The organism is Streptomyces sp. NPDC033136 (assembly GCF_055578235.1).
Window position 1 is genome coordinate 196980 of record NZ_JBVIPD010000006.1, and the last position, 12441, is coordinate 209420.

Below are 12441 nucleotides of genomic sequence, written 5' to 3' on the forward strand. Positions count from 1 at the left end.
GAGGCGGCCCGGAGGCGGCCCGGAGGCGGCCCGGAGGCGGCCCGGAGGCGGCCCGGAGGCGGCCCGGAGGCGGCCCGGAAGCAGGTCAGGCCTGGGCCGATGCCTCCACCAGCGCCCGCATCACCCGTACGTCCTCCCCCATCTCCGGATGCCACTGGACCCCCAGCACCCACGCGGCGGACGGCAGTTCCACCGCCTCCACAGTCCCGTCCCCCGCATACGCCGAGGGGACGAGGCCCTCGCCCAGACGATCGACGGCCTGGTGGTGGTACGTGGGTACGAACGTCTCCTCCGGCACGACCCCGGCATACAGACTGCCCGGCACCGGCTTGACGGCATGCCCTCCGAACACGCCCACGGCCTCCGCATGCCCGTCGATGTGCTGCACGAGCGTGCCGCCCAGCGCGACGTTCAGCAGCTGCATGCCCCGGCAGATCCCCAGCAACGGCAGACCCGCCCCGAGCGCCGCGTCGATCAGAGCCAGCTCCCACGCGTCCCGCTCCGGCGCGGGCGGCCCCGTCCGGGGCTCGCGCTCCGCACCGTAGCGGACCGGTTCCACGTCCGGCCCGCCCGCGATGACCAGCCCGTCCAGCCGGGCCACGGCCGCGGCCGCGTGCTCCGGGCCGTCCGGCGGCAGCATCGCGACCAGGCCGCCCGCCCGCTGCACCAGCCGGGGGTAGCCGACCGGCAGCAGCGCGGCCTCCAGCTCCCACACGCCCCAGCGTGCCCCGGACTCCAGATAGGTGCTGACCCCGATCAACGGCCTGGCCACGACAACTCCCTCACAGTCGAACCTCAGTCCCGTGCCAACTCTGCCTCGGCCGCCGCCAGTGCCGCGAACTCCTCCTCCGGCGCCTTGGCCACCAGCCGCTTGCGGCTGTACAGGCCGAAGTACGCGACGGCCACGGCGTAGACCACGAGCGCGATGAACGCCGCCGTCACGTCCACCAGGAACGTGGCCACCAGCGCCGCACAGGCCAGCACCAGGGCGACCGAGGAGGTCACCACCCCGCCCGGCGTACGGTACGGCCGCGCCAGCTCCGGCTCGCGGCGGCGCAGCACGATGTGCGACAGGGACATCAGCGCGTAGGAGATGGTCGCGCCGAAGACGGCGATGTTCAGCATCCGGGCGCCGTTGCCCGACACCGCAGCCAGCAGGAAGCCGATCGTGCCCGGCACCAGCAGGCCCAGGTAGGGCGCCTTGCGGCGGCTGGTGAGGGACAGAAAGCGCGGCAGGTAGCCCGCCCGGGACAGGGCGAACAGCTGGCGCGAGCCCGCGTAGATCAGGGAGAAGAAGGACGCCACCAGGCCGGCCAGGCCCGCGTAGTTCACGATCCGGCTCAGCGTCGTGGCCTCGCCGCCCGGCTGGAGCGCCTCCACGAGCGGGTTGCCCGCCTCCTGGATCGCGGCGGAGCCGCGCGCGCCGGCCGCCGCGAAGAACGTGACCACCGCCAGCACCACCAGGATGCCCATCGACCAGCGGATCGCCTTCGGCAGCGTACGGGCGGGGTCCCGGGTCTCCTCGGCGGCCAGCGGGACGCCCTCCACGCCCAGGAAGAACCACATGCCGAAGGGGAACGCCGCCCAGATGCCGAGCAGGCCGAACGGCAGCCAGGAGTTCGCCCCCGCGGCCGAGGTGTCGACCGGGATGTCGTCCAGCGAGGCGAATGAGAAGTCGGGCAGTGCCGCCACCGCGAATACGACCAGGGCGACCACCGCGATGCCGGTGACGACGAAGCTGAAGCGCAGTGCCTCGCCCACGCCCCAGAGGTGGATGCCGAGGAAGATCGCGAAGCAGACCAGGTACATCGGCCAGCCCGACTCCAGGCCGAACAGGCCCAGCGACTCGACGTAGTCGCCGATGAAGATGACGATGGCGGCCGGGGCGAGGACGTACTCGATGAGGATCGCCGTGCCGGTCAGGAAGCCGCCCCAGGGGCCGAGGGCCCGCCGGGCGAAACCGTAGCCGCCGCCCGCGGTCGGGAGGATCGAGGACAGCTCGGCGAGGGCGAAGACCATGCACGCGTACATCGCGCCCATGAGGACCATGGCGATCGCGAGGCCCCCGAAGCCGCCTTCGGCCAGGCCGAAGTTCCAGCCCGAGTAGTCGCCGGAGACGACGTAGGCGACGCCGAGACCGGTCAGCAGCACCCAGCCGGCGCTGCCGCGGCGGAGCGCTCTGCGCTCCAGATAGTCGTCCCCCGCCGGAGCGGGGGTGAGGGTGGGTTCCTGGGACATGGGCAGACTCCCGACGGGGCGGCGGCGGTCACGAGGGGGCGAGCGGGCTTCGATCCAATGGAATGGAGCCATACCTTTGCGGTGCCGACCGGGGGAAGGCAAGCCCCGTGCCGTTAATCGCCCGTAAATCCTCACCGCGCCACGACAGCGCCCGGCTCAGCCGAGGAAGCCCCGCAGCAGTGCCGCCGTGCCCCCGCAGTGCTCGCGCATGATCTCCCGCGCCTGGTCGGCGTCGCCCTCGATCACGGCCTCCACCAGGGCGGTGTGCTGCCGCTGGGAGTGCTCCAGGTTGCGCACCAGCAGCGGGATGCAGTCGAGCAGGTCGTTGACGGTCGCGCGGACGGCCGCGTACTGGGCGGTGAGCGTGGGGGAGCCGGACAGTTCGGCGAGCGTGAGGTGCAGCAGCGTGTCCAGGCGGCGGTAGTCGGTCAGCGGGGCGTCGTGCGTGCGCGCCAGGGCCTCACGCAGCCGCCGTGCCTGCTCGTCGTCCAGTCCGTGCGCCGCGCACAGCCCGGCCGCGCCGACCTCCAGTACCTCCCGGAAGCGCAGCATGTCCTCGATGTCGACCTCGGCGATCCGGCGCCGCAGTTCGTCCTCGCCGCCGGCGTCCGTGCGCGGCAGCACGAACGTGCCGCCGTACCGGCCGCGCCGCGACTCGACCAGCCCCTGGTCCTGGAGCACCTTCAGCACCTCGCGCAGCGTCACCCGGCTGATGCCCAGCCGCTCCGCGAGCTCCCGCTCGGCCGGCAGCCGCTCGCCCCCCGGCACCAGGCCCAGCCGGACGACCTGGAGGATCTGCTCCAGTGCCTCCTCGAAGCCGTTGCCCGCGCGCACCGGCCGCAGCACCCGCGTCAGCCCGTCCCGCACCTCGCCCCCGCCGTCTTCCTCCGGCATGTGGCCGTACCCCCTTCCCAAGCAATGGTTCTCCGCAATACCTTATGGCTCCCGGCGGACCCAAGGAGCCTAGGAGGCCTTCCCGTGGCAGACCGCACACCCCCGCTGAGCGTCGAGGAACTGCACACCCTCGTCGCGGGCGGTGAGATCGACACTGTCGTCCTGGCCTTCCCCGACATGCAAGGGCGACTCCAGGGCAAGCGGTTCGCCGCACGCTTCTTCCTCGACGAGGTCCTGAGGCACGGCACCGAGGGCTGCAACTACCTGCTCGCCGTCGACACCGAGATGAACACCGTCGACGGCTACGCGATGTCCTCCTGGGACCGCGGCTACGGCGACTTCGCCATGCACCCCGACCTGACCACCCTGCGCCGCGTCCCCTGGAACGCGGGCACGGCCATGCTCCACGCCGACCTCGCCTGGAACGACGGCTCCCCGGTCGTCGCCGCCCCCCGGCAGATCCTGCGCCGCCAGCTGGAGCGCCTCGCCGAACTCGGCTACACCGCCCAGGTCGGCACCGAGCTGGAGTTCATCGTCTTCAAGGACACCTACGAACAGGCCTGGGACGCCGGCTACAAGGGCCTGACCCCGGCCAACCAGTACAACATCGACTACTCGGTCCTCGGTACCGGCCGCGTCGAGCCCCTGCTGCGCCGCATCCGCAACGAGATGTCCGGCGCCGGCCTCACCGTCGAGTCCGCCAAGGGCGAGTGCAACCCCGGCCAGCACGAGATCGTCTTCCGCTACGACGAGGCCCTGGTCACCTGCGACCAGCACTCCGTCTACAAGACCGGCGCCAAGGAGATCGCCGCCCAGGAGGGCATGTCGATCACCTTCATGGCCAAGTTCAACGAGCGCGAGGGCAACTCCTGCCACATCCACCTCTCGCTCGCCGACGCCGACGGCACCAACGCCATGGCCGGCGACCTCGAAGGCGGCATGTCCGAGGTCATGCGCCACTTCCTCGCCGGCCAGCTCGCCGCCCTGCGTGACTTCTCCCTCCTCTACGCCCCCAACATCAACTCCTACAAGCGGTTCCAGCCCGGCTCCTTCGCGCCGACCGCCGTCGCCTGGGGCCAGGACAACCGCACCTGCGCGCTGCGCGTGGTCGGCCACGGCCGCTCCCTGCGCTTCGAGAACCGCCTGCCCGGCGGCGACGTCAACCCCTACCTCGCCGTCGCCGGACTGGTCGCGGCCGGACTGCACGGCATCGAACAGAAACTGGAGCTGCCCGAACCCTGCCCCGGCAACGCCTACGCCGCCGACCTCGACCACGTCCCCACCACCCTGCGCGAGGCCGGCGAACTCTGGGAGAACAGCCCCGTCGCCCGGGCCGCCTTCGGCGACGAGGTCGTCGCGCACTACCGCAACATGGCGCGCGTCGAACTGGACGCCTTCGACGCCGCGGTGACCGACTGGGAGCTGCGCCGCTCCTTCGAACGCATGTGAGGTCCTTCGTGTCTTCCGAGCACCTTCTGGACGTGCTGAACCCCGCGACCGAGGAGGTCGTCGCCGCCGTCGCCGGGGCGAGTCCGGCCGACGTCGACGCGGCCGTCACCCAGGCCGCCAGAGCACAGCGGATCTGGGCCGCCCTCGCCCCCGGCGACCGCGCCCGGCTCCTGCGCCGCTTCGCCGCCACCGTCGACCAGCACCTGGAGGAACTGGCCCGGCTGGAGGTCCGCGAGGCCGGGCACCTCATCGGCAACGCCCGCTGGGAGGCCGGCAACGTCCGCGACCTGCTCGACTACGCGGCCGGGGGAGTGGAGCGGCTCACCGGCAGGCAGATCCCGGTACCGGGCGGCCTGAACGTCACGATCCTCGAACCGCTCGGCGTCGTCGGCGTGATCGCACCCTGGAACTTCCCCCTGCCGATCGCCGCCTGGGGCACCGCCCCCGCCCTCGCGGCCGGCAACGCCGTCCTCCTCAAGCCCGCCGAGACCACCCCGCTCACCGCTCTGCGCCTGGCCGAAATCGCCCTGGAGGCCGGGCTCCCCGAGCACCTCTTCCAGGTCCTGCCGGGACGCGGCGACATCACGGGCGACGCCCTGGTACGGCACCCCGGTGTCGCCAAGATCGTCTTCACCGGTTCGACCCGGACCGGCACGCGCGTCGCGGCCCTCGGCGCCGAGCAGGTCAAGCCCGTCACCCTCGAACTGGGCGGGAAGAGCCCCAACATCGTCTTCGCCGACGCCGACCTGAAGACCGCCGTCGACCCCTTCTCCTTCCTCGACAACTCCGGCCAGGACTGCTGCGCCCGCACCCGTGTGCTCGTCCAGGAGACGGTCTACGAGGAGGTCCGAGAGCTGCTCGCGGAAGCCCTGGCCGCCGTGGTGGTGGGCGACCCGGCCGACGAGAAGACCCAGATGGGCCCGCTGATCTCCCGGCAGCAACTCGACCGTGTCAAGGGCTTCGTGCCGGACGACGCCCCGGCCCTGCGCGGCAGCGCGCCCGAGGGGCCCGGCTTCTGGTTCCCGCCGACCGTGCTCACCGGGGAGCGGCCCGATTCGCCGGCCGCCTGCGAGGAGATCTTCGGCCCGGTCGCCGTCCTCCTGCCCTTCACCGACGAGCAGGACGCGATCCGCCTGGCCAACGACACCCCCTACGGCCTCTCCGGCTCCATCTGGACCCGCGACGTCGGCCGCGCCCTGCGCGTCTCCCGGGCCGTCCGCGCCGGCAACCTGTCCGTCAACTCCCACGCCAGCGTCCGCTACTGGACCCCGTTCGGCGGCTACAAGCAGTCCGGCGTCGGCCGCGAGCTCGGCCCCGACGCCCTGGCCGCCTTCACCGAAACCAAGAACGTCTTCATCAGCACGGAGGGCCCCGCACAGTGACTGCCCAGGAAAGCATCTGCCGCCGTCTCGTCGGCCGCACCGCCGTCGTCACCGGAGCCGGCAGCGGCATCGGCCTCGCCGCCGTCCGCCGCCTCGCCTCCGAGGGCGCGCACGTCGTCTGCGGAGACGTCGACGAGGCCCGCGGCAAGGCGGCCGCCAAGGAGGCCGGCGGCACCTACGTGAACGTCGACGTGACCGACCCCGAGCAGGTCGAGGCCCTCTTCAGGACGGCCTACGACACCTACGGCAGCGTCGACATCGCCTTCAACAACGCCGGCATCTCCCCGCCCGACGACGACTCCATCCTGGAGACCGGCCTGGAGGCCTGGAAGCGCGTCCAGGAGGTCAACCTCACCTCCGTCTACCTGTGCTGCAAGGCCGCCATCCCCTACATGCGGCGCCAGGGCCGGGGCTCGATCATCAACACGGCCTCCTTCGTCGCCAGGATGGGCGCGGCCACCTCGCAGATCTCGTACACGGCCTCCAAGGGCGGCGTCCTCGCCATGTCCCGGGAACTGGGCGTGCAGTTCGCCCGCGAGGGCATCCGCGTGAACGCCCTGTGCCCCGGGCCGGTCAACACCCCCTTGCTGCAGGAGCTGTTCGCCAAGGACCCGGAACGCGCCGCGCGCCGCCTGGTGCACATCCCGCTGGGCCGGTTCGCCGAAGCCGAGGAGATCGCCGCCGCCGTGGCCTTCCTCGCCAGCGACGACTCCTCCTTCGTGAACGCCACCGACTTCCTCGTCGACGGCGGGATCTCGGGGGCGTACGTCACACCCCTGTGAGGCCGTGACCGCGCGGCCCGGGTCTCGCCCTACAGTGCCGGGATGAGCATGACGCCCCCACCCGGCTGGTATCCCGACCCGCATCCCCCGCACCTGGAGCGCTGGTGGGACGGCACGGCCTGGACCGAGCACCGCCGCGCGCCCGAGGCCCCCGCCCCGGTGCCGCCCCCGCGCGGCGGCACCGGGCGGGCGAAGACCGTCGCTCTCCTCGCCGCCGGGGGCGTCCTGGTCGCCGCGATCGTCACCGGAGCCGTGGTCCTCGGCACCGGCGACGACAGCGGCGCGGAGACCACGACCGCCCCGACGTCCTCCGCCCCCGCCCCGTCCGACCCGGCGGAGCCGGCTCCCGAGGCGTCCGCGTCGCAGCCGTCCGCCGACGACCCCGCGGTCGTCGAGGACCAGCTCAACGGCGTCACGTTCCCGCTGCTCGACGGCTGGGTCCGTCCGCAGCACGTCGCCCAGGACGACGTCGTCATGACGACGGACGGCACGTACGACTGCCCCGGCGAGGGCGCCGTCTGCCGTCACGGCCTGGTCATCTCCCGCACCGTGACCGCGAACGACGAGAAGTCCCCCGAGGCCCTCGCCCAGGCGGACATCTCCGAGGCGGCCGAGGACGCCTTCGACCGCGACGCGATCGGCCGCAAGCCCTACGGGGGTATGGAGTCCCACGAGGTCGTCGGGTCCGGGCCGGTCGCGGTGGCGGGCCGCGCCGGGTACTTCGTGCGCTGGCGCGTGCACACCGTCAAGGGCCCGGGCGGCTACGTCCAGTCGCTCGTCTTCCCCTCCAGCGTCGGCACCGAGTCACCGGTCCTCGTCCGGTACGTCTTCGACGCCGGCGGGGACGGGCCGCCGCTCGCCGACATGGACCGCATCACCAAGGGCATCCGCCCGGTCGGCGACGCGGACACCGGCGGCGGCGTGGGCAGCAGCATCGGCCCGTCGGACTGACCCGCGGGCCGGCTACAGGAACGTGTGGCCCTCGCCGCGGTAGGTCGGCACGGTCGCCGTCACCGCGTCGCCCTCGACCAGGTGCAGCGCGTCGAACCGCTCACACAGCTCACCGGCCTTCGCGTGCCGGAACCACACCTTGTCACCGATCAGCAGATCGTCGGCGGGCGAGCCGAGCAGTGGCGTCTGCACCTCACCGGCCTGCTCCTGAGGGTCGTAGCGCAGCCCCTCGGGCAGGTACGGCACAGGAAGCCGGTCGGCCCCGGCCGCGCCCGAGGCGGGATACCCGCCGCCGAGCACCGTCACCACGCCCACTCCGGGCCGCCGTACGACGGGCTGGGCGAAGAGCGCCGCCGGAGGGCCGCTGAAGGAGGTGTAGTTGTCGAACAGCCGCGGCAGGTACAGCCCCGACCCGGCGGCGATCTCGGTGACGGCGTCCTCGGCGGCCGTGTGCTGCACCGAGCCGGTGCCCCCGCCGTTGACGAACTCCAGACCCGGCACCACGGCGCGCACTGCACGCACCACCTCCGCGCGCCGCACGGCGAGTTCACGCTTGGCGGCGGCCTGCATCAGCCGTACGGCACGGGACCGCAGGGGCCGTCCCGCTACCGCGTCCCCGACACCGGCGACATGCCCCTCGTACGCCATGATCCCGACCACCTCGAAGCCCGGCCGCCGGGCCACGGCCCGGGCCACGTCGGCGACCTGGGCGGGGGAGTGCAGCGGCGAACGCAGGGCCCCGACCCGTACGCGTCCGCCGAGGAGCTTGAGCGAGGTGTCCAACTCCAGGCACACCCGCACGACTTCACGTCCTCCGCCCCGGGAGGCGTCGATCAGATCCAGCTGGGCGACGTCGTCGACCATGACGGTCACGGCGGCGGCGAGCTTGGGATCACCGGCGAGCTCGGCGAACGCGGCACGGTCGGCGGAGGGGTAGGCGAGCAGCACGTCGTCGAACCCCGAGCGGGCGAGCCACAGCGACTCGGCGAGCGTGAACGACATGATCCCCGCGAAGCCGTCCCGGGCCAGGACGCGTTCGAGCAGCGCCCGGCACCGCACGGACTTGCTGGCGACCCGGACGGGCTTGCCCCCGGCACGGCGGACCAGGTCGGCGGCGTTGGCGTCGAAAGCCTCCAGATCCACGATCGCGCAAGGAGCGTCGAGATGGGCGGTGGCCCGGTCGTAACGGGCCCGGTCGGCGGCGCGCGCAGTCATGAACGCAGCCTGCCAGACCCGATTACCGCAGGGTAGGGGGACGTTCCGGGCAGATGCCCCGGGCTCGTGGACTGGTTCCCGTTCGCCCAGGAACAAGCCGTAGAGTGACGCGCACGTACGGCGGAACCGCGCCGGCCGGAGATCCGCGCCGGGATGACGACCCGTCCGTACGGGTATGTGTGCCCGGGACGAACCGTGCCGGGCCTCGGGCAGGACGACACCGGCCCGCGCGGAACGCAGCGGCCCGGGCATGAGGAAACGGGGGGTGCATGAGCACGGAAGCGCGACGTGCCTCCTTCCCCCCGCGCCCCCCACGTCCCCCCCGGCCCACCGCCCCACCGCGCCCTCCCCACCCCCCGGCCCCGTCCCAGGCCCCGCAGACGGACGAGGCGGAGACCCCGGCGAAACCATCCGCCCCGGCGGCTGCGGACGCCCTCCGGCGTCTCGCCGCCGACGGGGCGAGCGCGGACCGGGCCGGGCGCCCCACGCCGGACGCCGGCTCGGGGACCTCGGCTCCCGCGGGGACCCGTGCCGCCGACGGCCGGGCCCCCGCGGCCGCGGAGGGCACGGACGGGCGCCGACGTTCCGGCGTGAGCGGCTCGCCGGGAACACAAGGCGCCGGTTCCGCGACGGACGGTGCGGTGTCCTCCGGATCGGGCGGCGGCTCGAACGGACGGCCCCGTTTCCCGAGCTTCGGGGCGGACGCGCCGCAGCGCGGCGAACCGACGTCACCGCCCCCGCCCCGCGCCTCCACCCGTTTCCCGGACCCGCCCCCCGGCGGCGGCCGTGAGACCCGGCCCGAGGCGAACCGGCAGACGGCCACCTCACCAGCACCGCCGCGGCCGCGTCACCTCCCCACGTCCCGGGACCGCTCCGGCGGCACCCCGGCCTCGTCGGGACCGTCCGGCGGGACCCGGCGCCCGGACGCTCCGCGTTCGCCGGAGACGACCACCCGTCCCTTCCGCCTCTCCACGCCCGGCCGTTCGGAGACTCCGGCCGGGGCCCCGTCCGAGACGGGCAGCCGCCCGTTCCGCCTGCCCGCTCCCGAGAACACCTCCGAGACGACCGCTCGCCTGCGCCCGGTCCCGGCGGAACCGTCACCGGCGGAGTCCGCCGAGTCCTTCGGCCACCCCGGTGTGCCGGGGACGTCGGCAGACCGTCCCGGTTCCGCGCGGGCCGACGCCCCGCCGCGTCCCACGCGCGAGCCGCAACGGGGTGTCGGCACCCCGCCGCGTCCCACGCGCGAGCCGCAACCGGGCGCCGGCCCCCGCCCCACGCACGAGCCGCGCGCCGGTGCCCACACCGCTCCCACCGCGGGGCACGGCATGCGCATCCCCTCCCCGCCCACCGAGCAGCCCCGCACCGCCACACCCACGCAGGGGTCCCACCCCGCCCCTCCCGCCCGGCACCCCGCGGACCCCGCCTATGTCTCCCCCGACCCGGCCCTCTCCTGGAGCGCCCCCCTCACTCCCGGCGGCACCCCCGGAGCCACGCGCCCCCTCGTGTCGTTCGGGGAGCCCGAGGGATATGGCGCCGACGCACGGCCCCGGCCGCTCGGGCGGCGCAGGGCCTCGCAGGCCGCCGCGTCCGCCGTCTGTCTCGTCCTGGGCCTGGGGCTCATCTCCGGCGCGGTCACCGGGAGCTGGCTCGTCGGGGGCTCGGGCGAGGAGGCCTCACGCAGTACGTTCAGCGCGGCCGGGAGCCTCTGGCACAGCCTCCCCGTCGACCAGCTGTTCCCGCGCACCGTGCAGGGCCAGGGCGCCGGCCCCGGCGGCGCCGACCGCACCTGGACCCGGATCGCCGTCGCCCCGGACAGCGGCTGCAAGGACGCCTTCGACCCCCTGCTCCGCAAGGCCCTCGCCCCGGCCGGCTGCGAACGCCTGCTGCGCGCCACCTACACCGACGCCACCGAGAGCTACGTGACCACCGTCGGCCTGCTCTTCACCACGGCCGACGCCCCCGGCATGACCTCCCTCGCGAACCGTTTCCGCAAGGAGCGGCTGGACCGCCGCAGCGACCTGATGCCCCTGCCGTACGCCGCGAAGGACACCGCCGCCGCCCGCTTCGGCGCCGGGCAGCGTGCCTCCTGGACCGTCTCCGTGCTCACCGAGGCCCCGGTCGTCGTCTACGCCGTCTCCGGCTGGGCCGACGGCCGCACCGTCGACGACCCGCAGCCCGCCGAGGACGCCGTGGAGCCGAACGCCGCCACCGCCCCGGCCCAGGCCGGTCTCGGCCACGAGGCGCAGGGCCTTGCCGACCGCGTCGAACGCGATCTGCGCAAGAACGTCCGCTCGGCCACGGAGCAGCCGTCGTGAGAGCCATCAGGAAGCCGCGCGGCACCGCCCCGGCCCGCCGTACCGCGGTGCTGGGCGCCCTCCTCACCGCCGGTCTCGTCCTCCTGCCCGCCGCCACCGCCCACGCCGACGGCATCCGTGCCCAGCAGTGGGCCCTGGAGGCCATGCACACCGAAGAGGCCTGGCAGACCACGAAGGGCGGGGGCGTCACCGTCGCCGTCCTGGACACCGGCGTAGAGGAAGACCACCCCGACCTGGCCGGCAACGTCCTCCCCGGCGAGGACCTGGTCGGCTTCGGAGCCGAACCCGGTGACCGCGCCTGGGCCCGGCACGGCACGGCCATGGCCGGCATCATCGCCGGCCACGGACACGGCCCGGGCAACGCCGACGGTGTCCTCGGCATCGCCCCCGAGGCGAAGATCCTCCCCGTCCGCGTGATCCTGGAGGACGGTGACCCCTCCCGCGCCAGGGCCCGCAGCACCCGCGGCAACGCCCTCGCCGAGGGCATCCGCTGGGCCGCCGACCACGGTGCCGACGTCATCAACCTCTCCCTCGGCGACGACTCCGCCTCCGCGCATCCCGAACCCACCGAGGACCAGGCGATCCAGTACGCCCTGAAGAAGGGCGTGGTCGTCGTCGCCTCCGCCGGCAACGGCGGTGAGAAGGGCGACCGCATCTCCTACCCGGCCGCCTACCCGGGCGTCATCGCCGCCACGGCCGTCGACCGCGCAGGAACCCGCGCCCCCTTCTCCACCCGCCGCTGGTACGCCACCGTCAGCGCCCCCGGCGTCGACGTCGTCATAGCCGACCCCGACCGCAAGTACTACGAGGGCTGGGGCACCAGCGCCGCCGCCGCCTTCGTCTCCGGCGCCGCCGCCCTGGTCAGGGCCGCCCACCCCGGTCTGTCCCCGGCCCAGATCAAGTCGCTCCTGGAGGACACCGCCCGGGGCGCCCCCGTCGGGGGCCGCGACGACTCCCGCGGCTTCGGCTTCGTCGACCCGGCCGCCGCCATCAAGGCCGCGGCCCGGCTCGAACCCGAGGGCCTGCAGTCGGCGTCCTACGGTGACAAGTACTTCGGCAGCGGCCCGGACACCGCCTCCTCCGACGACGGCACCGCCGACTGGGCGGCCCCCCTCGCGGGCAGCGCCGGCGGCGTCCTGCTGGTCGCGGCGGTCGTCCTGTGGCGCGGCCGCCGTACCGGTCACGAGGACTTCTGAGCCGCTGCCGGCGGTCCGG

Annotated in this window: 10 protein-coding genes; 6 read left to right on the plus strand and 4 right to left on the minus strand. The window is 74.0% G+C overall.

The features are described from left to right. Positions 1-85: 85 nt before the first annotated feature. From ACZ5TL_RS13760 to ACZ5TL_RS13770, 3 genes are all read right to left on the minus strand, one after another. Positions 86-760 (minus strand): gamma-glutamyl-gamma-aminobutyrate hydrolase family protein, encoded by a 675-nt coding sequence (locus tag ACZ5TL_RS13760; RefSeq protein ID WP_468590032.1) that lies wholly within the window; start codon positions 758-760, stop codon positions 86-88. A gap of 35 nt (positions 761-795) precedes the next feature. Then, complete coding sequence (gene eat / locus ACZ5TL_RS13765) at positions 796-2238, minus strand: ethanolamine permease (protein ID WP_468589767.1); 1443 nt, start codon at positions 2236-2238, stop codon at positions 796-798. 156 nt (positions 2239-2394) lie between these two features. Then, on the minus strand, positions 2395-3132 hold the full coding sequence (locus ACZ5TL_RS13770; protein ID WP_468589768.1) for a FadR/GntR family transcriptional regulator: 738 nt from the start codon (positions 3130-3132) through the stop codon (positions 2395-2397). Between the two features lie 84 nt (positions 3133-3216). Here ACZ5TL_RS13770 and ACZ5TL_RS13775 point away from each other — a divergent pair, with 84 nt between their 5' ends. The 4 genes from ACZ5TL_RS13775 to ACZ5TL_RS13790 are packed head-to-tail and all read left to right on the plus strand — an operon-like array spanning position 3217 to position 7696. Next, entirely contained in the window at positions 3217-4581 is a 1365-nt protein-coding gene (locus ACZ5TL_RS13775) for a glutamine synthetase family protein (protein ID WP_468589769.1), read from the plus strand. Between the two features lie 8 nt (positions 4582-4589). Beyond that, entirely contained in the window at positions 4590-5963 is a 1374-nt protein-coding gene (locus ACZ5TL_RS13780) for an aldehyde dehydrogenase family protein (RefSeq protein ID WP_468589770.1), read from the plus strand. Then, the gene (locus tag ACZ5TL_RS13785) at positions 5960-6745 is read left to right on the plus strand and encodes a 3-oxoacyl-ACP reductase (RefSeq protein WP_468589771.1); all 786 of its coding nucleotides are present in this window, start codon (positions 5960-5962) and stop codon (positions 6743-6745) included. The genes ACZ5TL_RS13780 and ACZ5TL_RS13785 overlap by 4 nt, the downstream gene beginning before the upstream one ends. Before the next feature lie 48 nt (positions 6746-6793). Then, positions 6794-7696, plus strand: a complete 903-nt coding sequence (locus ACZ5TL_RS13790; RefSeq protein WP_468590033.1) for a DUF2510 domain-containing protein — start codon at positions 6794-6796, stop codon at positions 7694-7696. A gap of 12 nt (positions 7697-7708) precedes the next feature. Here the strand turns inward: ACZ5TL_RS13790 and ACZ5TL_RS13795 are convergent, their stop codons facing one another. Further along, the gene (locus tag ACZ5TL_RS13795; protein WP_468589772.1) at positions 7709-8911 is read right to left on the minus strand and encodes an amino acid deaminase/aldolase; all 1203 of its coding nucleotides are present in this window, start codon (positions 8909-8911) and stop codon (positions 7709-7711) included. A gap of 641 nt (positions 8912-9552) precedes the next feature. Here ACZ5TL_RS13795 and ACZ5TL_RS13800 point away from each other — a divergent pair. Further along, a complete protein-coding gene (locus ACZ5TL_RS13800; protein ID WP_468589774.1) occupies positions 9553-11226 on the plus strand; it encodes a hypothetical protein in 1674 nt (557 codons plus the stop codon). After that, entirely contained in the window at positions 11223-12422 is a 1200-nt protein-coding gene (gene mycP / locus ACZ5TL_RS13805; protein WP_468589776.1) for a type VII secretion-associated serine protease mycosin, read from the plus strand. The genes ACZ5TL_RS13800 and mycP overlap by 4 nt, the downstream gene beginning before the upstream one ends. Positions 12423-12441: the final 19 nt, after the last annotated feature.

Coding starts and splice junctions, on each gene's coding strand:
- ACZ5TL_RS13795 (WP_468589772.1), bottom strand. CDS start 8,911: ATGACTGCGCGCGCCGCCGACCGGGCCCGTTACGACCGGGCCACCGCC.
- eat (WP_468589767.1), bottom strand. CDS start 2,238: ATGTCCCAGGAACCCACCCTCACCCCCGCTCCGGCGGGGGACGACTAT.
- ACZ5TL_RS13770 (WP_468589768.1), bottom strand. CDS start 3,132: ATGCCGGAGGAAGACGGCGGGGGCGAGGTGCGGGACGGGCTGACGCGG.
- ACZ5TL_RS13790 (WP_468590033.1), top strand. CDS start 6,794: ATGACGCCCCCACCCGGCTGGTATCCCGACCCGCATCCCCCGCACCTG.